The organism is Arthrobacter sp. N199823, assembly GCF_002929705.1.
Lineage (GTDB): Bacteria > Actinomycetota > Actinomycetes > Actinomycetales > Micrococcaceae > Specibacter.
This window is the reverse complement of sequence record NZ_PJIN01000014.1, coordinates 15,290-38,223: the sequence shown is the minus strand read 5'-3', so window position 1 is coordinate 38,223 and position 22,934 is coordinate 15,290. Positions and strand designations below refer to the sequence as shown.

General features: G+C 61.5%; 22 protein-coding genes, 2 pseudogenes and 1 riboswitch. Of the genes and pseudogenes, 18 read left to right on the top strand and 6 right to left on the bottom strand.

The window, feature by feature from the left end; translation table 11 throughout:
• Positions 1-17: 17 nt before the first annotated feature.
• The gene (gene mobF, locus CXQ93_RS18765; protein ID WP_146073269.1) at positions 18-3,599 is read right to left on the bottom strand and encodes a MobF family relaxase; all 3,582 of its coding nucleotides are present in this window, start codon (positions 3,597-3,599) and stop codon (positions 18-20) included.
• Between the two features lie 50 nt (positions 3,600-3,649).
• Here mobF and CXQ93_RS20465 point away from each other — a divergent pair, with 50 nt between their 5' ends.
• The 11 genes from CXQ93_RS20465 (at position 3,650) to CXQ93_RS18710 (ending at position 12,558) form a co-directional block, all read left to right on the top strand.
• Complete coding sequence (locus tag CXQ93_RS20465) at positions 3,650-4,054, top strand: hypothetical protein (protein ID WP_146073268.1); 405 nt, start codon at positions 3,650-3,652, stop codon at positions 4,052-4,054.
• A 630-nt stretch (positions 4,055-4,684) separates the two neighbouring features.
• On the top strand, positions 4,685-5,071 hold the full coding sequence (locus CXQ93_RS18755) for a helix-turn-helix transcriptional regulator (RefSeq protein ID WP_104111938.1): 387 nt from the start codon (positions 4,685-4,687) through the stop codon (positions 5,069-5,071).
• Positions 5,068-7,023: a cation-translocating P-type ATPase gene (locus CXQ93_RS18750; protein WP_104111937.1), complete on the top strand. Its 1,956-nt coding sequence runs from the start codon at positions 5,068-5,070 to the stop codon at positions 7,021-7,023. Before CXQ93_RS18755 ends, CXQ93_RS18750 begins: the two co-directional genes overlap by 4 nt.
• Positions 7,020-7,529 carry a signal peptidase II gene (gene lspA / locus CXQ93_RS18745; protein WP_104111936.1) on the top strand — a complete coding sequence of 170 codons (510 nt, stop codon included), beginning with the start codon at positions 7,020-7,022 and terminating at the stop codon, positions 7,527-7,529. Before CXQ93_RS18750 ends, lspA begins: the two co-directional genes overlap by 4 nt.
• 78 nt (positions 7,530-7,607) lie before the next feature.
• The gene (locus CXQ93_RS20750) at positions 7,608-7,754 is read left to right on the top strand and encodes a hypothetical protein (RefSeq protein ID WP_181036217.1); all 147 of its coding nucleotides are present in this window, start codon (positions 7,608-7,610) and stop codon (positions 7,752-7,754) included.
• A 353-nt stretch (positions 7,755-8,107) separates the two neighbouring features.
• The gene (locus tag CXQ93_RS20745) at positions 8,108-8,590 is read left to right on the top strand and encodes a DUF6153 family protein (protein WP_104111934.1); all 483 of its coding nucleotides are present in this window, start codon (positions 8,108-8,110) and stop codon (positions 8,588-8,590) included.
• 104 nt (positions 8,591-8,694) lie between these two features.
• A complete protein-coding gene (locus CXQ93_RS18730; protein WP_104111933.1) occupies positions 8,695-9,258 on the top strand; it encodes a DUF305 domain-containing protein in 564 nt (187 codons plus the stop codon).
• Positions 9,259-9,406: 148 nt separating this feature from the next.
• Positions 9,407-10,288 (top strand): F510_1955 family glycosylhydrolase, encoded by an 882-nt coding sequence (locus CXQ93_RS18725; RefSeq protein WP_253598157.1) that lies wholly within the window; start codon positions 9,407-9,409, stop codon positions 10,286-10,288.
• A 4-nt stretch (positions 10,289-10,292) separates the two neighbouring features.
• Entirely contained in the window at positions 10,293-11,042 is a 750-nt protein-coding gene (locus CXQ93_RS18720; RefSeq protein ID WP_104111932.1) for a cytochrome c biogenesis CcdA family protein, read from the top strand.
• 73 nt (positions 11,043-11,115) lie between these two features.
• Positions 11,116-11,757, top strand: a complete 642-nt coding sequence (locus tag CXQ93_RS18715; protein WP_253599502.1) for a vitamin K epoxide reductase family protein — start codon at positions 11,116-11,118, stop codon at positions 11,755-11,757.
• Between the two features lie 102 nt (positions 11,758-11,859).
• Complete coding sequence (locus tag CXQ93_RS18710) at positions 11,860-12,558, top strand: thioredoxin domain-containing protein (RefSeq protein ID WP_104111930.1); 699 nt, start codon at positions 11,860-11,862, stop codon at positions 12,556-12,558.
• 513 nt (positions 12,559-13,071) lie between these two features.
• On the opposite strand, the gene CXQ93_RS18705 is transcribed toward CXQ93_RS18710, so the two are convergent.
• The 3 genes and pseudogenes from CXQ93_RS18705 to CXQ93_RS18700 all read right to left on the bottom strand — a co-directional run bounded on the left by CXQ93_RS18705 (position 13,072) and on the right by CXQ93_RS18700 (position 14,161).
• Positions 13,072-13,293 carry a transposase gene (locus tag CXQ93_RS18705; protein ID WP_374953427.1) on the bottom strand — a complete coding sequence of 74 codons (222 nt, stop codon included), beginning with the start codon at positions 13,291-13,293 and terminating at the stop codon, positions 13,072-13,074.
• Positions 13,267-13,374: pseudogene (locus tag CXQ93_RS21380) on the bottom strand (recombinase family protein); the annotation flags it as partial. The pseudogene CXQ93_RS21380 and the gene CXQ93_RS18705, both read right to left, overlap by 27 nt.
• Positions 13,375-13,681: 307 nt before the next feature.
• A complete protein-coding gene (locus CXQ93_RS18700) occupies positions 13,682-14,161 on the bottom strand; it encodes a GNAT family N-acetyltransferase (RefSeq protein WP_253598158.1) in 480 nt (159 codons plus the stop codon).
• A 292-nt stretch (positions 14,162-14,453) separates the two neighbouring features.
• On the opposite strand from CXQ93_RS18700, the gene CXQ93_RS18695 reads away from it, so the two are divergent.
• From CXQ93_RS18695 to CXQ93_RS18665, 7 genes and pseudogenes are all read left to right on the top strand, one after another.
• Positions 14,454-14,672 (top strand): hypothetical protein, encoded by a 219-nt coding sequence (locus tag CXQ93_RS18695; RefSeq protein ID WP_253598159.1) that lies wholly within the window; start codon positions 14,454-14,456, stop codon positions 14,670-14,672.
• A 480-nt stretch (positions 14,673-15,152) separates the two neighbouring features.
• The gene (locus CXQ93_RS18690; RefSeq protein WP_104111928.1) at positions 15,153-15,305 is read left to right on the top strand and encodes a hypothetical protein; all 153 of its coding nucleotides are present in this window, start codon (positions 15,153-15,155) and stop codon (positions 15,303-15,305) included.
• A gap of 15 nt (positions 15,306-15,320) precedes the next feature.
• Positions 15,321-15,524: a hypothetical protein gene (locus CXQ93_RS18685; RefSeq protein WP_104111927.1), complete on the top strand. Its 204-nt coding sequence runs from the start codon at positions 15,321-15,323 to the stop codon at positions 15,522-15,524.
• Positions 15,521-15,985 carry a helix-turn-helix transcriptional regulator gene (locus tag CXQ93_RS18680; RefSeq protein WP_104111926.1) on the top strand — a complete coding sequence of 155 codons (465 nt, stop codon included), beginning with the start codon at positions 15,521-15,523 and terminating at the stop codon, positions 15,983-15,985. Before CXQ93_RS18685 ends, CXQ93_RS18680 begins: the two co-directional genes overlap by 4 nt.
• Complete coding sequence (locus CXQ93_RS18675) at positions 15,982-16,287, top strand: zf-TFIIB domain-containing protein (RefSeq protein ID WP_104111925.1); 306 nt, start codon at positions 15,982-15,984, stop codon at positions 16,285-16,287. The genes CXQ93_RS18680 and CXQ93_RS18675 overlap by 4 nt, the downstream gene beginning before the upstream one ends.
• A 63-nt stretch (positions 16,288-16,350) precedes the next feature.
• Entirely contained in the window at positions 16,351-18,834 is a 2,484-nt protein-coding gene (locus tag CXQ93_RS18670; protein WP_104111924.1) for a heavy metal translocating P-type ATPase, read from the top strand.
• Positions 18,835-18,848: 14 nt separating this feature from the next.
• A pseudogene (locus CXQ93_RS18665) lies at positions 18,849-19,525 on the top strand (transposase); the annotation flags it as partial.
• Here CXQ93_RS18665 and CXQ93_RS18660 read toward each other — a convergent pair.
• Positions 19,454-21,292: a DUF4158 domain-containing protein gene (locus CXQ93_RS18660; protein WP_258069109.1), complete on the bottom strand. Its 1,839-nt coding sequence runs from the start codon at positions 21,290-21,292 to the stop codon at positions 19,454-19,456. The pseudogene CXQ93_RS18665 and the gene CXQ93_RS18660 overlap by 72 nt on opposite strands.
• A 408-nt stretch (positions 21,293-21,700) precedes the next feature.
• On the bottom strand, positions 21,701-22,495 hold the full coding sequence (locus CXQ93_RS18655) for a M23 family metallopeptidase (protein ID WP_104111922.1): 795 nt from the start codon (positions 22,493-22,495) through the stop codon (positions 21,701-21,703).
• A gap of 5 nt (positions 22,496-22,500) precedes the next feature.
• A riboswitch (cyclic di-AMP (ydaO/yuaA leader) is annotated at positions 22,501-22,702 on the bottom strand.
• Between the last annotated feature and the right edge of the window lie 232 nt (positions 22,703-22,934).

The window sequence follows — 22,934 nt, the reverse complement described above, 5'->3', positions numbered from 1 at the left end:
CCACCTCCGCTTTCATTCTAAATTTCCCATCCGACATTGGTAAGAGTGGCGTGGACCGGAACTTGGGTAGCCGTTGTTGCGTCGGTGTCCACAGGCACGCTTTGTAGACGCGTCAGCTCGGCTGTGAGGCGCTCCCGGTCCCGGGCACGTTCCCATTCGTAGTCGGCCGGGGGAGGACCCAATGGATCGGGATCGGTGCCGATGAGCCAGCGGTCCCTATAGATGGCAATGCATTCCATCAAGTTATTGCGGTCGGCTACTGAGATGATGCTGGGGATGGTATCTGCCAGCTTCCGGGTCCACAGTTCCATCCCGGCAACTGCCTTGGCTTTCAACGCCTGAACCCTACGTTTTCCGAGTTCGCGCACTTGCCTGACCATCTCCGCCACGTCAGCACGGTTGGTTTGGAGGTCTTCAGTTAGCCATTCGTCGCCATCGGTAGTCTTGGCATTCCCGATCGGGCGGAGTCGAGCGTGGATGACTGCCATCAGGTCCTTGGCGTCGCCAGGGCGCCGTATGGCATGGTCCAGCGTTGCTCCCGCGGCAAGTGGCTCAGCAGCCACGGCGCGCCGCCAGGCAGCCACTCCTGCGCCCCACGACGGGGATGCTTCGAGGCTGGCCGCGAGCCCTGGTTGGGTGCGTTCGACGGCGGCGCGTAGTTGTTCGGTTGCAACGATTTGCGCGAGGTAGTCGTATTCCGCGGCGAGCTGGTGCAGGGAGTTGCTACTTTCCCGTTCTTCTTCTCCTACTTCATGGGCCGTTCGTTCAGCACCTTGTGCGGCTAGTACTTCGGCGATGATCTCTTGCCATGTGGGATCGGCGGCGTCGAGGGCAACATGGTCCTGGGCGGCGTCGGAATCGCAGACGTACGCGGTGTTGCAATCCCGCCCTCGTGTCATACCTACGTAGAAGAGCTCGCGTGTCAGGCAGCCCTGCGTGAGGACGGTGTGGCTGGTATCGACGGTGATGCCTTGGGAACGGTGTGCCGTGGTCGCATAGCCCAGCTCCGCTGACTCCGCCAGGTACTCACAGCTCAAACGAATGCTTTGGCCCGTGTCCAGACGGCGACCATGGATGGAGCCGTCGCGACTTGGATTGGAGGTGATTTTGATGAGGGTGCCGTTGCGGATGAAATCGCCAGCGTTGTCCTTGATGCGGCGATCGTTCTTGCGCGCAATGACGGTGTCGCCACGGCCTGCGCTGAGCCCGTCGCTGAGGAGGACCACATGCGTGGCATCAACCACCTTCCGGTCTACGAGTTCGGCATGGGCACGTTCATTCAGGGCCGTCACGGCGTCATTGTCCGGAGCGATCAGGATCGACTCCAAGCCGTTGCTGGTGTCTGCCACCCAGCTCTGGTAGGCCTGATCGATCATGTCCGCGTGGTCGCCATGACGCAACCGCCCATGGGCAGCGTAGCTCTGGATCGACTCAATATCCCCTTCCCTTAGCAGCAGCGATGCAGGTCCTTCCCACTGGTGGTTGAAGCGCCGAATACTGGTCAGCTGAACTGCCCGGCCCTTCCTGTCCAGCCAACCCAGGATCCCGCCGGCGTCGATCGAGTCCAGTTGGGCGGGATCTCCAACCAACACAATCTTGGCACCGGCATCCTGGGCCTGATGCACCAGCGCAGCCAACTGCACCGTGGAAACCATCGATGCCTCATCAATGATGACCAACTGGTTTGGTTGGAAACACCACTGTTGCTGACGCATAGCCAGGCCAGCCATGCGTTGGGCACTCCTGGTCTGTTGCCAGGACTGCTGTGCAGCAGTGCCTTCGAGATCACGGAACTGTTCAGCCCGTATGGCCGCACCTTGACCAACGGACTCATACAGCCACTTGGCGACATTCTCCGCTGCTAGCCCCAGCTTGCGCCCAAGGACCTCGGCGCTCGCAGCCGCCGGGGCAAGTCCAATCACACTGCCCGCCCCGTAAACCTTTTCCCAGCTCTGGCAGATCGCAGCCATGGTGGTGGTTTTCCCTGACCCTGCCGGACCAACGACGGCGTCCATGAATCTCCCGCTGCAAAGAACCTCATGCGCCGCTGCGGCTTGGTCCTCAGCTAGCACCGGGCTGCCGGGGTGAGCGCTGTTTTTGATGAGGACGGTGTCGGCAAGGCCGGGCGCGATGGAGGGTCCGGCGTCGTTCTTGCTCGTGTTCATGATGAGTTGTTCGTTGGCGAGAATGCTCGCGTCTGTGTAGAGGCGGGCCCCGGGGAATTCGAACACGCTGTGGCCGGCGAAGGCGACGTCATTCCCAGTGTTGAGCGGGATTTTGTAGCGGTAAGCGTTCAGGGCGACGCACTGTGATTCCGCCTCGGTGGTCACAGCGTCGATCAAGTGGCGGCGGTCGACGCCGGTGGCGCAGCGGATTTCGGCACAGATGCGTTCTGCCTCGGCCAGCAGGTTCCAGCGGCTCCACGTGGCCCTCCGCCTGGCCACCGCTTCCCGTGAAGCGGCCGCAGCAGCGGTCACCCAAGGCACCGTCAGGTCGGCGACGGTGACGGGTCGCTCATGGGACCGATCGATGGTGTGTCGCAGGACTTGTATCGGATCGAACCCCAACTTTTCGGCACGATCGCGCCACCCTGCAGAAAGACTGTCCAGCGGTTGAGGGTTCGTCTCTTTGGCTTGCCGGGTGGAGAGAGTTGCCTGTTGACGGAATTTAATGATGGTGGTGGCTGACGGGGCATACCCGTGGGTTTCCTCCCACTCGGCAATCAAGCGATCAGTCTCCGTATTGATGCCGTGAGAACGGCTGGAAAACTCCTGTATCAAGGCATCATCCACACCGACCAACTCATGGCGCGGATTCCGGTCATGACCAGCCGGCGGTCGAAAACCAGACACTGCACCCAGCCTGCATTGCAGCCGGTCAAAGAGGAGCCCGTTGTAGTGCACGCTGGCGGCCACCGTGGCTTTATAGAGGGTTCGTGAATCTAGAGTGGCCCACGCTTGGTCGGTGATTCTTTGTGCCCTGTTGGCGATGACGACGTGCGTGTGGAGCTGGGGATCGCGGGCGCGAGATTCCCAATGGTCAAAGGCGGCAGCCATGGCGCCGACGGTTCCGACGTGGGCGACGCCGCCTCGTCCAGTGCGAGTATGAATGGCAGATTCTTCCAACCATGCCAGGACTTCGTTGACGGCTTCGTGGTGCGCTGCGAGGATCTGCCGTTGGATCTCTTGCGGGGCCAGCGCCCACAGCGTCGAGACGGACTTAGGAACGCTGAAGGTTAGGTCGAAGCCAGCAACGGCATAGCGCTGAACCTCCTCGCCATTGCGATGGGCCACCGTCGTTTGGCCATGATGGTGCCCCAACGGCTCGTGGGTGTCGGGATGTTCGGCATGTGTGAAGACCACGTTGGCATCACTTGAGGTCACTGGATCCAGCGACTTGCGACTGATGCCGGTGAGTCCTTGGCCGAGCCACCTGCCAGGAGGGGTGCCAGCTTTCATGTAGTAACTGGTGGCATCACCCGAGGCGAGGGGGAAGTCGTCGGACATGGTGGTCTTCAGTAGGTACTTGACCCCGCTGTGAGCGGTGAGGCGGGCGATGGAGACAGTCACCGTGAGCCTGCCGGAATTTTCGTGTTCCACCCACGGCGGCGAAAGATATCCGCGGTGGGACGGTCGAGGGGGATACCGAGATGGTCGGTGAGCTGGAGCATCCGAACCGCGATCTGCATCAAATCCTGCACATCAGCATGCCGGTCCTTCAAGATTCGCGAGACTTCCAACGTCAACTCGACACATTCAGCTTTGGCCTCTGCAAGCTGTCCAGACTGATCAAAATACTTGGCACCCAACAGTTGGAGCCGAGTTCGCTGCTCATCAATCACTCTGTCTCGGGCCAGGACCGTTTCCTGAGACTTCGACGCAACCAGAGATGTTTCGGAGTGCAGGCTGCGCTGATGCTGCTTTTCAGCAAGGAGCAGGCGAGCATTCCCATCGGCACGCTCCACGGCGACAAGCGTTTGAGACGTTACTCGCGCGGTGGTCCGTCGCTTATCTCGACGACGGTGCTCGCGGTATCGCCCAGAGCACTCGGCTGAACAGTACAACTGAGTGGACCGACGAGGGTCAAAAGGGGCATGACATTGGGGGCACTTTTGCGTAGACATACAGACTCATGGTCATGGTGGCGTCTTCCCCCATGACTGCCCGTGGGACTTCCCGCCTCGGGTAAGACCTTGGATGCCAGACGTGTAAAGGATTTGAATGATTTTGGGTTGCGGTAGCAACATGGTGGGGTGGGGTGGATTTGCTGAGGGAACTGGCTTGGCGATGAGTGCTGGCCGCAGTGGTGGGCGGGGAAATTTTCGTTGGGATTGCGGTGACGCAGGGGAGTGCCGCTTGAGGTTCTCATGCGGCACTGGAATCCCTGTTTGGGATGATTACTGGATGGCGTGGCGGAGTCTTTCGATTTCGGTGGGGTTGTTTCCTGACCAGCGGTGGTCTTTGACGACGGGGCTTGGGAGTAACCAGGGTACCGGTCGTATCCGAGAGCGGCGGCATTGCTTGGATGTCAAGAACGACTGGCCTGAGGAAAAGACTTGCCGTCTTTTGGCCGGTTCTGGAAACTAGTGGGGACGCGGTGACCGTTTACTTCTCATAGCGAGTCCACCATCACGAATTTGCAGCACGCGGCCGATAATAGCATTTAACAGCGCTATAATCGTCTCATGACGATTCAATCGGAGATCTCTCCGGATTCCTGTGCCAAGCTCGATCCCGCGACGGCGTTGTTCCATTCCCTCAGCGACCCTACCCGGCTGAATATTGTGAAGCGGATGGCCGGGGGGGAGGTGCGGGTGAGTGACCTGACCAGGGAGCTGGGCCTGGCACAGTCTACGGTCTCGGCGCATATGGCCTGTCTGCGGGACTGCGGCTTGGTCGAGGGACGGGTGCAGGGCCGCAGTGTCCATTACTCTCTGTCCCGTCCGGAGTTGATGGACATGCTCGCCCAGGCTGAGGTTCTGCTTGCCGCCACCGGAAACGCCGTCAGCCTGTGCCCGAACTACGGCACTGGTAGCACTAATGCCGATCTGACAAAGGAAAGCGCACGATGAGTGATGCCTGCGGCTGCAGCGATGACAAACCAGAAACCGGCACTTCCGAAGAGTCGGATGACATCCTCGGATTCTGGCAGGTAACTGAAGTTCGCGCAGCGGCGGTGTCCTGCGTGCTCCTATTGGCAGCGTGGATCACAGGACTAGCCGACGGACCTCAATGGTTGATGCTTCCGTTGGAAATCGGGGCGCTGCTGGTGGCTGCGTGGACGTTCGTCCCCTCGACGCTTCGACGCCTGGCCAAGGGCAGGATTGGGGTCGGTACGCTGATGACGATCGCCGCGGCAGGCGCTGTGGCCCTTGGCCAGTTTGAGGAAGCTGCCATGCTGGCCTTCCTGTATGCCATATCTGAGGGGTTGGAGGAGTACTCGCTGGCGAAAACACGGCGGGGTCTGCGGGCTCTGCTGGACCTGGTCCCGGCTGAGGCGACCATCCTGCGTAACGGTGCCGAAATTGTGGTGTCACCGGAGCACCTCACCCTCGGAGATGTCATGGTCGTTCGACCCGGGGAACGGCTCGCCACCGATGGCCGGATCATCTCCGGGCGGACTTCTTTGGACACTTCGGCACTCACCGGTGAATCTGTGCCCGTTGAGGTCGGACCGGGATCCGAGGTCTATGCCGGATCCATTAACGGCACCGGGCCACTGGAGGTCCAAGTAACCAGCACCGCTGAGGACAACTCCTTGTCCAGGATCGTGCACATCGTCGAGGCCGAGCAGTCACGCAGGGGTCCTGGGCAGCGTCTGGCTGACAATATTGCCAAAAGGCTCGTTCCGGGCATCCTAATCGCCGCAGCCTTGATCATCGTCTTCGGTTTCATCGTTGGCGAGCCGCTGCTGTGGTTCGAACGCGCCCTGGTTGTCCTGGTGGCAGCCTCGCCGTGTGCACTGGCGATCTCCGTTCCTGTCACGGTTATTGCCTCGGTTGGTGCGGCCAGCCGTATCGGGGTGCTCATCAAGGGTGGTGGAGCCCTCGAAATGCTCGGCAGGATTCGCACCGTAGCTTTAGACAAGACGGGCACTCTGACCCGGAACAAACCTGCCGTGATCGACGTCCTGGCTACCGGGTCCGCCACACGGGAGCAGGTGCTAGCCCTTGCCGCCGGGCTGGAATCGCGCAGCGAACACCCGCTCGCCCGCGCCATCCTTGCCGCCACTCCGGATCGAGTCGTCGTGACCGATGTAGACACGGTACCCGGTGCTGGCCTAGCGGGTCTGTTTGAGGGTGAACCTGTCAGGCTCGGCCGTCCCGGCTGGATCGATGCCGGCCCCCTGGCCCCGGAGATCGAGCGGATGCAGCACGCCGGTGCCACCGCCGTCCTTATCGAATCAGCAGGAAAAGTCATTGGTGCCATCGCGGTCCGGGACGAGTTGCGCCCCGAAGCCGGGCAGGTTATCGCTCGGCTGAAAGCCTCCGGGTACACCACGGTCATGCTCACCGGTGACAATGTCATCACCGCGACCGCACTGGGTAAGGAAGCGGGTATCAGCGAAGTCCACGCGGATCTGCGCCCCGAGGAAAAGGCGGAAATCATTCGCAGGCTCCAGGTCCGCCAGCCCACAGCCATGGTCGGTGACGGTGTCAATGACGCTCCCGCCTTGGCGACCGCCGACACCGGCATCGCAATGGGAGCGATGGGTACCGACGTCGCGATCGAAACTGCTGACATAGCGCTGATGGGCGAGGACCTGAACCACCTGCCCAGGATCCTGGACCACGCGCGCAGGACCCGGACCATCATGCTCCAGAACGTGGGCATGTCCCTGGTGCTGATCGCCGTGTTAATCCCCCTGGCACTGTTCGGGATATTCGGCTTGGCCGCCGTGGTCCTTATTCACGAGTTGGCCGAAATCGTCGTGATCGCCAACGGCGTCCGGGCGGGGCGACTGAGTCGTACCACTGTGCTCGAGCCAGCCAAGTCCGACGCCGCTTTGGAACCGGCAGCATGAGCGCCGAAACCACGGCGCAGCCAGCGGCACCCGCCCGAGCCGCCCGCAGGACTCGGACCGGGCTGCTCGTCTGGGTGGCCGTACTGGCCGGTGTCGACCTGGCCATCAAGGCACTGGCCGAAACCCTGCTCGCGACCGGAGCGACGGTCGAGCTGGGGGTGATGAACATCCGCCTGCTCCACAACACGGGTGTCGCCTTCAGCCTCGGATCGGGCCTTCCAGTCTGGGTCGTCATCACAGCCACGGGCTTGATCATCACCGCCCTAGTCTGGCATGCCCTCAAAACCGCACCCGCCATGACTGGCCTCTCCCTGACTGGCGCGGCACTGCTGATAGGTGGCGCCATAGGGAATTTCATCGACCGGCTCGACGGACGCGGCGTCGTGGACTACCTTCACACCGGCTGGTTTGCCACCTTCAACCTCGCCGACGCCTTTGTCACCGTTGGGGTAGGGCTCTACATTCTGGGTACATTGATAACCACCCGGCCACCTCCGCAACCCTAGATGACCCGCTTGACGGGCGTTGGGCGCCGCGCAAAACGCCGGCGGTCAACGCTTTCACCCGTAGAAGATCTCGCCGATATGACACTAGATTTGGCCGCAGTAGGCATGTTCGCAGCTATCAACTTTGACGACGTTGAAGCATTTCTCCGCACGCTTTCCGTGCACCCAGACAAGGGGCCTCCCGCGCACGACACATCAACAGCAGAGCCTTCACCGGATTCTTGACACTCGCAGCCCACTTCACCTAACCCCGCAGCTCCGCTAGTCCTTAGCCCTAGATAGTTCGCTTCTTCACGAGCCACCCATTGATGTCTCGGTTACAGTCGGTAACAAGGACCAAGATGACAACTTCCAAGCCCCCAACTGCCAAGCCGCCGAAGGAGCACCATCCATCGGTGGACTCCCCTTCTCCCAGTGGCCCGCGACGCGCTCAAGATGCTCACCACGATCTTGTTGGCTCTCAACCGATACCCAAGCCACAGGCGCAAGCTCATCGCTTCTGACGCGTCCCAAGCCGTTTCGCAGCTTTCACCCAGATTCCGCCCATACAATACACAACAAATGAAACAGCAGAAGCTATGAACAGAAGGGACTTCACCGTGCGCATGATCCATGACCTACCCGCGGCAGGGGTCCTCCTGCGCTGGGGCGGATTCCTCGCCGTAGTGATTGCCATAATCGGCGGTATTCTGAGCATTCATATTGTAGCTAGCGGATCGATGACAGCAACCCAAATGAGCACGGAATCTGCCGCGGCTTCCAGTCATGTAAATCTTGACGGCGACAACTTCGCAGACACTGCGGTCGCCCACAGCGCCCTGCACAGTCCAACGGCTGTCAGGGCCGCCCTCAATTGTCCGGCCACTGAGCATACGGCTAACATGTCCATTCACAGCGACTGCACGCCAGCTATAGGTTCCGCATCTGTGAGCGTTCCGCTACCAGGAACGCTCACTCATCTTGGCCCGGGTGCGGCGTTCCTGCACGCGCCAATACACGAGGCTGCGGACCGTCCCCTTGACCCGCCATCATTAAAGCAACTCTCGATCAGCAGAACGTAAACCAACGAATCGACCCGTGGACTATTCACGGGTCCTCGTTGACGCGCCCTCAAACTGAGGCCGCTCGCTGCATATCCAGAAGCTGGAATGAAGGACGTTGTATCATGAAAAAACCGCTAGTCGCTACTTCCACGGTTGTTGCCGCCATGATGGCAGTAGCCGAATGTTCCACAGAGAACGATGGCGGAGCCAAGTCCGACTTGAAGCGCGGCAGCTCACCCCTGGCCTCACAATCATCGGGCACGGAGGCGGATCACAATTCTGCCGACACAACGTTCACTCGAATGATGATCCCGCACCACGTCCAGGCCGTGGAAATGGGCGACATCATGCTCGGCAAGACCGGCCTTGACGCCAAGATCACCGCACTGGCCGCAAATACCACGGCAGCCCAAAACCCGGAAATTGTGATGATGAATGCTTGGCTGACCGGGTGGTCCGAGCCGACAGCCGTAGTGGACCACAATTCCATGAACGGCATGAGGACCTCGGAGGACCTTGACAAGCTCCCTGCCGCCGAGGGCACCGAGGTGAGCAAGCTGTTCCTCACCCAGATGAGCGCCCATCACGAAGGCGTCAATGAAATGGTCTACAAGGAGCTCGCCAGCGGCGAGAACGTTGATGCTGTCGTTTTGGCCAAGAGCATTGTTGCCGCGCAAGAAAAATAAATCAAGGCCATGAAGGACTTGCTCGCCTCCCTGTGACCCAGGGTAAGGGCAAAATGCCGGAGGCGGTCCGCAGCGCGCTGGAATCACCACTGGAACCCACGTCCTTCGAATTGTTCCCACTCTCTTCCCTCGTCTTTTGGAGTACCCCGTGAAACCCCGCACTACTGCCCGTGTCAGCAACCCAATTGCAGCCCTGGTTCTGGCGTTGCCGCTGGTCCTGGCCGGATGCACAACATCGACCACTCAAGTCAGCCCCACACCCTCGGCAGCCGTTGAGTCGGATCATGTGCATGGCATCAGTGTTGACCCAGCATCGTCTAGGATCCTGCTGGCCACCCACGATGGTTTGTATGACGCCACGACGAAAACCGCCGCAAAGATCAGTGACACCACCATCGACCTGATGGGGTTTACGGCCACCGCCGAACCTGATGTTCTCTTCGCCTCCGGTCACCCCGGACCCGGATCCTCGCTGCCGAATCCTGTTGGGCTCATACAGTCGACGGACGCAGGGAAGACTTGGCAAGAAATCTCCCGAGGTGGTGAGTCCGACTTCCATGCGCTCACCGTCAGCGGCAATTCCCTGGTTGCCTTCGACGGTCAGCTGCGCACCAGCTCCGACGGAAAGTCTTGGACCACATCGGCAACTTCTTTCACTCCTACTGTGTTGGCTGGCAGCCCCGCCTCCACAGTAGTACTGGCCACGACCCAAGACGGCCTCCAGCGCTCCACCGACAGCGGAAGGACCTGGCAACTTGTTCCGAAAGGGCCGACCATCCAGTTTGTGGCAATCGCCACACCAACTGAAAAGGCACCCACGGAAGCAGTGGGTATCACAACGGACGGCAACGTCTTCCTCTCCACCGACACGGGGCTAACTTGGGCTGCAACAGGGAACATTTCTGGCCAGGTGGAGGCCGTAACCGCAGTGGAGAACAGTTCCGGTAAACCTTCGATTTGGGTGTCAACCACCACCGGCGTTCAAATCTCCACCGACGGCGGCGCAACCTTTCGCCCGGCCAGCTCATAACGTCATGAGTATCGGAGAGTTCTTCGCCACCACGGTAACCTCAGGGGCTTTGCTCGTAGCGATGCCCCTGGCACTCATTGCCGGGATCGTCTCGTTCATGTCTCCATGCATTTTGCCGCTCGTACCCGGCTATCTCGGCTATGTCTCGGGCCTAACTGACCCCAACCAACCCAAGAACCGGCGTCGTGTACTTGCCGGGGTCGGATTGTTCGTGCTCGGCTTTGGTGCCGTGTTCACCCTGTATGGCGCTGCCTTCGGGATGATCGGGTCCTGGCTCGTCCGCTGGCAGGACCCGCTCATGCGCATCATGGGCGTCGTCGTCATTGTCATGGGCCTAGTGTTATTGGGGAAATTTTCCTGGCTGCAACAAAGCCGCAAGCTGTCATTGACACGCAGGACCGGGCTCGGCGGGGCGCCGCTGCTGGGCATCGTTTTTGGCCTTGGCTGGACACCCTGTATGGGTCCCACGCTCAGCGCCGTGCTGGCCCTCAGCGTCACCTCCGGCAGCACCTGGCGAGGTGCGCTCCTGGCGTTCGTCTATTGTCTGGGCCTCGGCATCCCCTTCCTGCTCGTCGCCCTCGGATTGGGCTGGGTAACCAAGGTCATGGGCCTGGTCCGCCGGCACATTCGCATCGTCAACATCGCAGGAGCATCCATGCTGATTCTCCTGGGCCTCATGATGGTCAGCGGACTCTGGATGAAATGGATCTACCAGTTACAGAACCTCTCCGGCACGTATTTGACGCCGGTCTGAAGACCCCAAATCAGATGAATCAACCTGAAGGACTCCTGATCCTATGACTACCAACTCCGCCTCCACTGGGAAAATGAACTTCGGCGACGGCGCCGGTGGGTATCCTCCCGGGCGACCCGAAATTCCACGACAGGTCCGCACCCAACCGTTTGGCTGGCTCCTCGTCACCACGGGGGCCGTTGGCTGGCTGGCTTCCGGAGCGTTGGCTCTGGAGAAACTCGAGGTACTCAAGGACCCCGGCTATGAAACAGTGTGCGATATCAACCCGTGGGTGTCCTGCGGGAAAGTCATGCAGACGTGGCAGAGCTCCATATTTGGCTTCCCCAACATGTTCATCGGAATCGTTGCATTCGCCATCATCATCGCCATCGGATTGGCGCTGATTTCCGGTGCAGCATTTGCACGGTGGTACTGGATAGGAATGCAGATCGGCATCACTCTCGGCTTTGCCTTTGTTGTATGGCTATGGTCTCAAGCCTTGTATTCGATCCATGTTCTTTGCCCTTTATGCATGGTCGTCTGGGCAGTCATGATTCCCTTGTTCGTCTGGGTCACGATCCGAAACATCGAGCATGAAGCCATCAAGGTCCCCATCCCGGTGGCGCGATTCTTGGGTGACTCTGGTTGGCTCATCGTCGCAGTGATCTATGTGGCCGCAGCCGCGAGTATCTTCTTTGCTTTCATTGACGCATTCCTCGGCACATCAGCACTGTGAAGATCTAGCCAAATAGTACATATTCCGTCCCCGTGAAGGTCGAACACTCCACGTTCCACATTGAATCCCTAGAACACAAAAACCAAGAAAGTAGCCAACACGATGACACAGAAACCAACTAGTACACCCAATCCGGAGAATGCCGTGGCGAAGAAAGCCAGACTGGTCGTCTGGATACTCCTAGGCGCCATTGTCGCCGCTGGCATCATCTGGTACGCCGTCTTTACCGCAAACCGGCCCGCTCTGGAGGCAACCACGCAACCGACAGTTGACGTTCAACTTGTGCGAGAGGACAGCCACCGACTCACCACACCTACCACAGAGAAAGCCCAACTCGTGGAATTCCTCGATTTCGAATGCGAAGCCTGTGGAGCGATGTATCCGATTGTTGAAGACCTGAAGAAAGAATTCGGAGACCAGATCACCTTCGTCAACCGCTACTTCCCACTACCCGGTCACACGAATTCTGCCACTGCCGCTTTGGCGGTTGAGGCCGCTGCACAACAAGGCAAATATGAACAGATGTACTCGAAGATGTTCCAGACGCAGGCGCAGTGGGGCGAACAACAGGAAACCAGGGCCCCCCTGTTCAGGACGTTCGCAGAGGAGCTCAAGTTGGACATGGCGGCTTACGATGCGGCCGTTGCGGATGAGAAGACAAAAGACAGGATCCGTCAGGACATCGCTGACGGTAAGGCCCTCGGCGTGACAGGAACCCCGACTTTCTTCTTGGATGGAGAAAAACTCGAAATCACCAGCGAAGCAGATTTCCGCCAAAAACTTGCCGCCGCGACAAAATAGTCACTATCCGTCCTCACCAACCTAGACAGTGGGCGCGATGGCCCTCCTGGTCGTAGCGGCAGCCCTATTCTCCGAAGCAGTCGGAGGCGCTCTCGTTGAGTCATTGCCTCCGCCGATGCAATCAAGGTGGCGGTCGTGGCAAGTCAGGGACTCAACGGCGCGCTTGATGCAAGAAGGCTATGGAACCTTTTCAAGCGTGAACGATGATGAGGTGACGGCTGATATGTAGAAACGTTTGTCAAGGGGCAGTGGTGAGCGGCTCCCTACTTCTTTGGTGGGGGCCGCTGGTGGGGTGCCGTCCGGGCGTGGTGGTCGTGCTGGCGAGTCTTGTATTCGACTGCAGTGTCAGACTGATATACGCGGGTTGGTTACCGCAGGACAATTGTTCGGCTGGGGCGTATCGATGTCTAAAGTCGGGCGTCAACGGTATAGGCCGTTTGCCCATAGTCGTGTCTCGAGTTAGCCCCAAGGTGCTGCCACGTCACGTCCGCTACAGCCCGGAAGGCACGTTTGTTAGGCCGCGTTCATGCGGCCTCCTGGTGCTTGCTCGCCCTGTTGGAGGGGTGCGGCCAGGGACCAGCACCAGCTGGCGAGTTCCCGGGCGACCGCTGTATTGGCGATAACGGAACGTTTTTTGCGGGCATCGAAGACTTCCCATTTGTGGTGGAGTCGGTGGTTGCCTTCCAGTGCACGGATCCTGGTGGCTGGGTCCGCGAAGACGTCCCGTTTCTGCACCCCGTCTTTGACCAGCGCGTCGAGCTGCAGCTGCGCATCTTGGCTTGAGGTGCTCACCCGCGTGTATCCCAAATGTCTCACGCCTTCATTTTGGCTCAGAAACTCCTAAAAGGCACCGCGGCAGGTAAGACGTTTTACGGTGGGGCGACTTTTTGAGACGTTCGGCGCCCCGTCACCCCGGGTCAGCTGATGTCATTTTCAGTACCCGTCTGCACAAATTTCAGCACTTGCCTGCACAGCCGTCTTGTGCCCGTAGCGGGAACGCTGAGCGGGCACCGGGAACGCCACCCGAGTTCAGTAACATTCGGAATGTCTCAGTTCGCATTCACCTCATTTGAGGCGGGAGTACATGTACATGTCTTTACGCTGCCCGCCGACTTCCTGCCAACTATGCAGCAACCCCTCCTGGCGCATAGCCGCAGCGCTCCGCAGCTCGCCAAGAACCTTGATTCCAAGGCTCGACGTAAAGCTCCAACCGGTGTATCTCTGGCAGGCTTAGCCCCCACCCTGACAAGGCATCCAGGGCGGTAGAGACTATTCCTTGGTTTCGATGACGAGGGGCAACCCAGTATCCAATGCTGGCGCGGCCTTGACCGGAATTTTTCAGCCACAGTCCGATTTGGCCCAGTGCTTGATCAGAGCTTGCATCCGCGATGGCGTATGAATATCCGGATCGATCCACAAGCCGATGGTGCTGCCGGTCGATGAAATCGAGTATTTCCTTGTCCGTGCCGTTTCTTGGAACAGTCGTAATCAAAGGAATCAACAGATCGACCGATACTTCTCGAACCAGCTCAGCATCCTTGGCCTCGAATGGGCGTAGACGAAATTCCAAGGCATCCAAGACGGGCTGATTCAAAGGGTCCATCCAGAAAGCCTAACGGTTCGGATCGACGGCTAACTCTGAGAAATCTACGACGTACGCGAACTGTCCCGTATGCCGGTCCTCCACCGGACACACCAGCCGCTGACCTGCTGCTGTGACTGTTAGTTCAGACTGGCGGATAATTCACAGTCGGGAATGGCGGTTCCGATCGCCGATTCGAGAACTATTTGCAAGAATCGTCGGCAGGGAATCAACTGCGTCGTCCCATGTTAGTCTCTGGGTATATGCCCTGTATCTGGGGCTCTCCTGACGCATCCGTGGGTCTTTTGGCGCCATGGGAGCGGTCGCCGTCGGCATCGTCCTCAATATTCTTGGGCAAATTTCCAAGGACGAGACCCTGACATTCGCATCGCTGGCCGTCATCGCGGTGTGGGGCTGGTGCTTCACAGCGCAGGTGTTGTCATCCGCCGTCACAAAGTCCAGAAAAGCCTCCGGAAGTAGCCACCTGCCAAGGCATCGATTCCAGCCGGTCAAGCCCATTGGTGTGGTGTAACCCGGTTGCCGCGTGATCCTTGGGTTGGTTGGGCGTCGAGCGCCAGGTCCGCGGTGCCCGCCTCCTCTGCGGGGGTTCCGCCCAGACCAGTTGTACGTAGTGCTTGTGAGTAATTAACCTCGTTTTGGTGGTTGCGCCATTACTGTTGTGGTAAGGCGGGTTTGGCGGAGTCGGTGGCACGGTGGTTTGAGGTTCTGCGGCCTCATCTGTCGGAGTTCCAGCGGAGGATGTGGTTGGGTGCGGAAGCGGCGGAGTTGGGCTCGGGCGGAGTGGGTGTAGTTGCTCGTGCCACGGGCGTTGCCGCGGATACGGTGCGGTGCGGACGCACGGAAGCCGCGAGCGGAGTGGAGCTCTCGTCGGGGCGTTCACGTAAGCCCGGCGGCGGCCGTAAACGGGCCGAAACGCATGATGAGCTCTGACCGCGGCGTTTGAATCGCTGATCGATCCGGCTACCCGCGGGGATCCGATGTCGCCCCTGCGATGGACTCCAAATTGATCCGGAAGCTGACCGCTGAGCTCCGCGGGGAAGGCCATCTGGTCAGTGATTTCGTGGTCCGAAGGCTGTTGCGCGAGCAGGGTTACAGTCTGCGGGCCAACGTCAAGACCGCCGAGGGCGGCCAGCCTCCGGATTAAGCCGAGGGACAGTTCGTGTATCTCAACGATCAGGCCCGCCAGCACATGGCCACCGGGGACACCGTGATCAGTGTGGATGCGAAAAAGAAGTTGCGACACCAGCCCAAACCATGCAGTTCCACCGCCGGCGTGCCCGGAGGACACATCCGCGCCCCCGAAAAACCCGACGACGAACCGCCCATTGCTTACATCTGCTCAAATGATAAGATGTTCATATGAGTCAACAAAGCCGACGACTTCAGTCCATCCCCGACCCTGACGGCCCTTCCGGGTCCCGGGACAACGGCGGCGACCGGGCACGGGTTGACATCCTCCAGGGGGCGCTGCCCTCGGTGGAGGATGTCGAACGGGTCGCCGCTGTGTTCCGGCTGATGGGCGACCCCGGCCGGGTCCGGATCCTCGCCACCCTGCTCGAAGCCGGTGAGGTCTGCGTGCACGACCTTGCCTCGGTGAGCGGCCAGAGTGAATCCTCGGTGAGCCAGGCCCTTCGGCTCATGCGCGCGCACCGCGTCGTGGAAACCCGCCGCGCGGGCCGCGTCGTTTTCTACCGGCTCGGCGACAGCCACGTCCGGATGCTGCTGGACATGGCGATCACCCACGCCAGCCACTCCCCGGCCATCACGGCAACCCCTGCCACCACTGACCCCCCCACCGACCCCACCCATCAGGAGCCATCATGAACCCTTCACCCACCGCACTCACCTGCCCCAAATGCGGAGCGGAGATGCGTCCCTACGAACGCAACGGCGTCGTCATCGACCAGTGCACCGGCTGCCGCGGAATCTTCCTGGACCGGGGCGAGCTCGAGTCTTTGATGGACGCCGAAAGCTCCTTCAACGCCGCCCGGAATCCCGCGCCCGGATACCCCCGACCCCAGTACCCGGACCAGAGGGACAGCCACCACGACGGCCGCGACTCCGGGCACGGGGACCGGCACGACCGCCGCAAGCGCGGCGGATTCCTCGGCGACCTGTTCGGGTAACCCCCGACGCCTTATACCCGCACCCCTTACCCAGACCGGCCCTGACACTAGGAATGACCACGTATGGCAACCGACACCCAACTTGACCTGAAGACCGTGCTGCCGGAGGCACTGGATGAACAGGACGCCTGCGTCCAGACGCTGACCGACGGCCTTCAGGCCCGGGAGGGCATCATGAGCGCGCACGTCAAACGCGCGGACGGCACCGAAGCGGCCCAGCTGTGCGTACATTTCGAACCGGACGTCATCAGCCTGCAGCGCATCCGTGAACTGGCCGTGTCCCTGGGCGTACGGGTGGACAGCGACTTCGGCCACCTCAGCATCGACGTGGACGGCATTTCCAGGCCCGCCCGGGCGCAGCTGCTCGAACAGCGGCTGCGCAGCCTGGACGGTGTGGCGGAGGCCCACGTCTCCGCCACCGGGTCCGTCGCGGTCGAATACCTCGCGGACCGGACCTCGGAGAAGGCGATTACGGACCTTCTCACGCGCTTCGGGACACCACCGCGCGCAGGCCGGCCCGGTCCCGCCAAAGCACCCGCGGCAGGTGCCGGCGAAGCCGCCGCACCCAAGGCCGAAGCGCACGAAGACCATGATCACAAGCACGGCGGGATCTTCGGTGAGCGCAGCGAGCTGATCTTCGCGATCCTGTGTGCCCTGACCCTCGCCACGGGTTTCCTGCTCGGGCTGAGCCCTACGGTGCCGGACGCGGTCTCGACGGCACTGTACATCGCCGCGTATTTCTTCGGCGGCTACTACACCCTCAAGGAAGCCATCCAGACCGTGATGGCCAAACGGTTCGAAATCGACTTCCTCATGCTGGTCGCGGCCGCCGGCGCCGCGGTGCTCGGGGAGCTCGCAGAGGGCGCCCTGCTGCTGGCACTGTTCAGCATCGGCCACGCCCTGGAAGGCTACGCCATGGGACGGGCCCGGCGCGCCATCCAGGCGCTGGCCGAACTCGCCCCGGAAAGTGCGATCGTCAAACGCGACGGCACAGAGCAGGAGATCCCGGTCGGGGAGCTACGGATCGGCGACACCGTCATCATCAAGCCCAACACCCGCATCCCCTCCGACGGTTACGTCACAGTTGGCGAGAGCAGCGTGGACCAGTCAGCCGTAACCGGGGAGAGCATCCCCGTGGACAAGGCCCCGATCGGGCCGCAGGCCTCCCGCAACGAGGTGGACATCCCCGCGGAGAGCCGCATCTACGCCGGCACCGTCAACGGGCCCGGCGTACTGGAGATCGCAGTGACCCGGCTGTCCAAGGATTCCACGCTCGCGCGCGTCGTGCGGATGGTCAGCGAAGCCCAGGCCCAGACCTCCCCCACCCAACGATTCACCGACCGGTTCCAGCGCGTGTTCGTCCCCGCCGTGCTGATCCTCGTCGTCGTACTGCTCTTCGCCGGCCTCGTCATCGACGAACCCTTCTCCGCCACGCTCTACCGGGCCCTGGCCGTCCTGGTCGCCGCCAGCCCGTGCGCCCTGGCAATCTCCACCCCGAGCGCGGTCCTGTCCGGACTGGCCCGCGCCGCCCGCGGCGGCCTGCTCATCAAAGGCGGCGGCCCGCTGGAAAACCTCGGCACCCTGCGCGCGATCGCCTTCGATAAAACCGGCACCCTCACGGAGGGCAAACCGGAAATGACCGACGTCGAACCGGCTGACGGCGTCAAGGAATCCGAACTGCTCAACGTCGCCCTCGCCGTCGAGTCGCAAAGCGACCACCCGCTCGCCTCCGCCATCGTGAGGGCGGCCCGCGCCCGGCTGGACGGAACACCCCTGCTCACCGCCGGGGCAGTCACCAGCATCACCGGTCGCGGCGTCAGCGCCGTGATCGACGGCGAAGAGATCCACATCGGCAAACAACGGCTGTTCACGGAAATCGACGGCTCGCCGCTGACCAAAGACATCGCCGACTCCACCGCCCGGTTGGAGGCAGCAGGCCGGACCACCATGGTCGTACGACGGGGATCCCGGTACCTGGGCGTCCTCGGCCTGATGGACACGCCCCGGGACTCCGCGGCGACGGTCGTCACGCAACTGCGCCAGGCCGGCATCCGCCACATGATCATGCTCTCCGGCGACAACCAGACCGTCGCCGACGCAGTCGCCGGCAAGCTCGGACTCGACGAGGCCCGCGGCGATCTGCTGCCCGAAGACAAAGTCACGGCCGTCATCGACCTGCGCGCCAGGGAACACAAGGTCGCCATGGTCGGCGACGGCGTCAACGACGCACCCGCCATGGCCAACGCCACCGTCGGGATCGCCATGGGCGCCGCCGGCTCCGACGTCGCCATGGAAACCGCCGACGTCGCGCTCATGGGAGATGACCTGCAACGGCTCCCCTTCGCCGTGAACCTCAGCCGCCAGTCCAGCCGGATCATCCGCCAGAACCTCTGGGCCAGCCTCGGCGTTGTTGCGATCCTCATCCCGGCCACCATCACCGGGACCATCGGCATCGGCCTGGCCGTCCTGGTCCACGAAGGATCAACCCTGCTCGTCGTCGCCAACGCCCTCCGCCTCCTGGCCTACCGCGAACCCAAAACCAGCTAGCGCTCCTTCAGCGGCGGAAAATCGGCGGTGACGTTTGTGTCTCAAATCTGACGGGAACCGGAGTTCTTACCGTGGTCGTCGACCACAATTCCCGGCGGCTGCTCTGGGCGGCACCGGGCCGCGACAAGGCCACCCTGCGCACTTTCTTCGACGGCCTCGGCGACGAGCGTTCGGCCAGGATCACCCATGTCAACGCGGACGCGGCCCCTGGATCACCGCCGTTATTGCCGAGCGCTGCCCCGATGCCATCCTCTGCGCTGATTCCTTCCAAATTGTCCAATGGGCCACCGAAGCACTCGACGAGGTCCGCCGGGGCGCTTGGATCGACGCCAACGAAACCGCACGGGGCGGCCAGCGCCCTCTCGGCCGGAGTGAAGAACTCCCGCTACGCGCTGTGGAAGAACCCGGAGAACCTGACCGAAAAGCAGCAGACCAAGCTCGCCTGGATCGTGCAGATCGACCCCGGGCTCGGCCGGGCCTACTACCTCAAGGAAGGACAGCGGCTGGTCGTCAAACTGCCGTACGAGGAGGCGGCCGAGGCCCTGGACTTTCGAATGGGCGGATCGAATCGTTGACTACGAAATTACGCCTCCTCACCCGGATCGCGTTCGGCTTCAAATCACCCGAGGCCCCGATCTCGCTGGCCATGCTCAGCCTCGGCGGTCCCAAACCCGTGCCCCCCGAGCGCGTGAAGCTTCTCCACATTCAGTTTCGCCCGTCCGCTTGGCTGCACCTCGATGCTGATCTTCGCGTCATCACCGGCTTCCTCGAGCCGCTCGGCCGTCTGCCGCCAGGTGGCATCCAGCACCTCGACTAACTCCCGCAGGTGCGCCTCGGCATCCTCCTCCAGGCTCAGTCCGGCCAGGATGTCCTCGCGCACCGCCTCCCACTCCGTTCCCATCAGCAGGCGGGCGCGTGGGTCCGACCAGCGGTGCGAGGGCGAGGCGAAGATGTCCCGACGCTTCAGGGCGCGGAAGAGCTGTTCCAGGACACACACTACGTACGCGTCGCGGTCCACCGTCCCCTCCGGTTGCTCGGCGTTCGCATACACCGCCTTGTGCCAGTGCGGCGGCACGAGCGTGTCGTCGATCTCCCGGGGCAGCAGCGGCTTCTCGCCGACCTTCCTGCGCGAGAGTGCTGGCAGCTTCTTCACCCCTGCCAAGATGCTTACCCCGCCGGTTGCGGCTTCCAGCGCCGAGGTCTCACCCAAAAGAGACAAGAACGACTTGACGGTGTTGTAGCGCAGTGCCGGCGCCCCGCGCAGTGCGGTTTGTGCCGAGTCTCCGTCTTGGAGCACCAAGGTCACTACCGTGGCGGCCGCGCCCGACATCACCGACCGGGGCGCGATCTCCTCCAAGGCCCGCCATAGCGCGGTCACATCCACCTCACCCCCGGCTTCCTCGATGGACTCCAGCTTCTCGAGGAACACCTTCGCTGCCCTTGCCACGATCCGTGCCGCATTCTCCAGCTGCGGCAGGGTGGACAGGCGCTGCTTGTCAGTGGCGCGCCTCGCGGTGCTGATCAGCCTGGTCGCCATGAGGATCTCGAACAGATCCAGGGCATCATCGATCGCCTTGGCCTCCAGATGGCGCATCACGGCGGTGAGTATCGCCGTGCGCTTGGGTTCCGCGGTCCGCTCCAACTTCGGGGCCTTGGTGCCCAGCCCGTACCGAGCCAGCACCGAGAGCCGGTTCGGCGGTATCTGTTTCAGCTTCAGCCGTCTCAGCCCGAAGGCGGCGATGTCCTCAACCCGCTGCAACGCACCCTTCATCGCGGTGCCGGTGCTCCGCGTTGGCGGTCGACGCATACGCTCCAGTTCCGAGTACCGGGTGTCCTCCGGTGTTTTCAGCGTGGCAACCAAGTTCCCGGGCAGCGCCGGATCCGCCCGCAGGGCGGCCTTGGCAACCGTGGCGTGCAGCCGCTTCTCGGCGATGGCACGGACCTCGGAAACCTGCCGGGCCAGCACGTTCACCCCGGGTAGCAGCACCCAGTGCCGACGCAGCCAACCCGCCGCGTGGTTGAACAACGCGACAGGTCCCTCGGCGTGCGTCCACGCCCGCCCGTGCAGGAACGCCCTGAACATCCGCCCGTGGGCGGGGTCCTCGTACTGGTGGTAGCCGTACGTATCGCGGATCACCCACGCGTACTCATACGCTGTCTTGGGCCGCTCGGTGTACTCCTTGAGGCAGGAAGGATCCTCAATCTCCAGCTGTGCCGCCAGATGCTCAACGACCGGCCACGGCACGGCCGAGGGGTTATCCAGGAACAGCCCGATGTACCGGACCGTGCACATCTGCAGGGCGAAGCCTAGGCGGTTGTGGTCGCCTCTTCGTTTCGCGATCAGGTTCCGGTCCTCGTCGTCGAGGAAGAAGAAGCGCTCCAGCTCAGGCCGCGTCGGTTCCTCGGCGAACCTTCCATAGGCCTGCGCCTGTTCATCAGTCAAAAATTCCACGGGCATAAGACTGACAATAGCCGCCCCACCAGCAATTGAACCGTCTCGGAAATTATGCCGCCAGTTTTCTGGCGGCATAATTTCCGGGACGGTTCATCATGCTTTCGTTCCGATAGGCAGCTCTTTTGAGACTGGTTCTGAGCGAGATCGGCCCATGGGCTAGGCAATCGGAGGGATGCCTTTGCCACTCTTGACTGGGCGCACGCCAAGGGGGTACCCACTTAGCGGCAAATAAATGCCTGCAAGTGGATACCCCCTCACCGCAAGCTGGTCGGGATCACAGAGATGAGTCCTGCACCACCAAATCGAAAGTAGGTCCTATACACAGCAAGTAATTTGCACCTGGGCAACCTTTTTTGCCCCACTCCGGACTGGGACGACAGCTCGGAGTGTGGGAATGCTGGCGAGGGAGGTCTAGACGAAGGGGTCAGGGTCGACAGTCTGGCCGTTGACCATGACTTCAAAGTGGAGGTGGCAGCCGGTGGAGTTACCAGTTGTGCCTGCTCCCGCCACTAGGGCTCCCTGGGTGACTTGCTGCCCGACGCTGAGTCCGATGTTGGCCAGGTGGTTGTATGTGGTTTGGATGCCATTGCCGTGGTCAATGACAATGCGGTTTCCTCCGCCATACGGGCTCCATCCAGCTTCTGTAACTGTTCCGGTGCCAGCCGCGAACACTTCGGTATTGCAGGTCGCTGCTAGGTCCAAGCCTGTATGCAGTTCTCCACTGGCGCCCGAGAGTGGGTTAGACCGGAACCCGAAGGGAGAGTTGACGGTCATGCTTGCTAGTGGCGGGCGCAAAGTGGTTGAAGGAGTTTCCGGCGCCGTTGTTGCTGGGGCCGGCGATGCAGGTTGCACCTCGCTCGACTGGGCTTGGGCGGGAGCCTTCGAAGGTGCCGGCTTGCTGCTGATGGCCGGCGCGGCGAAGCTGAGTGCCACGTCTTTATTGGCAGTCACCTGTGGCTGGCTCTTTTCGATCGCTAAAGGCGCGGTTGAATCCAAGGTGTCAGGGTTGTAGGCGACGCCAGCGTGAGCGGCCGTTAAGGTGGCGACCATGATGAATCCGGAAGCGGCGATGGCGCCCATCTTTCGCCCGAGACGGCCTCGCTTCGGAACGGTAGCTGGAGGTAGGGACCAATGGCGCCCGGTATGGCGGGGAGCTGGCACGGACATTTGAGCACGGCGACGGCCGTGCTGGCGGTGGGAAGGCATGGTGGTAATCCTCTCGGCGCCGGCGAAGTTAGCTGTCGGATTCGGGCGAGAGTTCTGCCCGGCACATCTGATAACTGGTCGCAATTGCGATGGCCAGTTCAATGTGCTTCACCCCAAGGTGCGCTAGCGCACCACTGATGGGTCCTCCACCCCCGCCTAGGAGTTGATTGGACGTGGGCCGCCGGCGGGGTTTGGCGAAACGGTACACGAGCATACCTATGCAGATATGCCATAGCTAGTGAGCCACAGCCGTCACGGGAGCTACAGAACCACGGTGTGAATGACAGTCAGCTTGCCCCTGACGCTCGGGCGCTGCACAATCACTTCCGCATCATGGCTGAAAGCAACGGATCAAGAGATCAGACGGCGGTAGTATGAACGTATGTTCATATGTCTTTTATTTTCGCCTAGTAAGCTGGGCGGATCCTGTGAGGGTTGG

Excerpts from the sequence above, each read along its gene's own strand:
- CXQ93_RS18675 (WP_104111925.1), top strand. The coding sequence starts at position 15,982 with ATGAACCCTTCACCCACCGCACTCACCTGCCCCAAATGCGGAGCGGAG.
- CXQ93_RS18695 (WP_253598159.1), top strand. The coding sequence starts at position 14,454 with ATGGGAGCGGTCGCCGTCGGCATCGTCCTCAATATTCTTGGGCAAATT.
- lspA (WP_104111936.1), top strand. The coding sequence starts at position 7,020 with ATGAGCGCCGAAACCACGGCGCAGCCAGCGGCACCCGCCCGAGCCGCC.
- CXQ93_RS18715 (WP_253599502.1), top strand. The coding sequence starts at position 11,116 with ATGAACTTCGGCGACGGCGCCGGTGGGTATCCTCCCGGGCGACCCGAA.
- CXQ93_RS18730 (WP_104111933.1), top strand. The coding sequence starts at position 8,695 with ATGAAAAAACCGCTAGTCGCTACTTCCACGGTTGTTGCCGCCATGATG.
- CXQ93_RS18655 (WP_104111922.1), bottom strand. The coding sequence starts at position 22,495 with ATGCCTTCCCACCGCCAGCACGGCCGTCGCCGTGCTCAAATGTCCGTG.
- CXQ93_RS18660 (WP_258069109.1), bottom strand. The coding sequence starts at position 21,292 with ATGCCCGTGGAATTTTTGACTGATGAACAGGCGCAGGCCTATGGAAGG.
- CXQ93_RS20750 (WP_181036217.1), top strand. The coding sequence starts at position 7,608 with ATGACACTAGATTTGGCCGCAGTAGGCATGTTCGCAGCTATCAACTTT.
- CXQ93_RS18720 (WP_104111932.1), top strand. The coding sequence starts at position 10,293 with ATGAGTATCGGAGAGTTCTTCGCCACCACGGTAACCTCAGGGGCTTTG.
- CXQ93_RS18670 (WP_104111924.1), top strand. The coding sequence starts at position 16,351 with ATGGCAACCGACACCCAACTTGACCTGAAGACCGTGCTGCCGGAGGCA.
- CXQ93_RS18690 (WP_104111928.1), top strand. The coding sequence starts at position 15,153 with ATGGACTCCAAATTGATCCGGAAGCTGACCGCTGAGCTCCGCGGGGAA.
- CXQ93_RS18750 (WP_104111937.1), top strand. The coding sequence starts at position 5,068 with ATGAGTGATGCCTGCGGCTGCAGCGATGACAAACCAGAAACCGGCACT.
- CXQ93_RS20745 (WP_104111934.1), top strand. The coding sequence starts at position 8,108 with ATGAACAGAAGGGACTTCACCGTGCGCATGATCCATGACCTACCCGCG.
- CXQ93_RS18700 (WP_253598158.1), bottom strand. The coding sequence starts at position 14,161 with ATGGACCCTTTGAATCAGCCCGTCTTGGATGCCTTGGAATTTCGTCTA.
- CXQ93_RS18680 (WP_104111926.1), top strand. The coding sequence starts at position 15,521 with ATGAGTCAACAAAGCCGACGACTTCAGTCCATCCCCGACCCTGACGGC.
- CXQ93_RS18710 (WP_104111930.1), top strand. The coding sequence starts at position 11,860 with ATGACACAGAAACCAACTAGTACACCCAATCCGGAGAATGCCGTGGCG.
- CXQ93_RS18755 (WP_104111938.1), top strand. The coding sequence starts at position 4,685 with ATGACGATTCAATCGGAGATCTCTCCGGATTCCTGTGCCAAGCTCGAT.
- CXQ93_RS20465 (WP_146073268.1), top strand. The coding sequence starts at position 3,650 with ATGGTCGGTGAGCTGGAGCATCCGAACCGCGATCTGCATCAAATCCTG.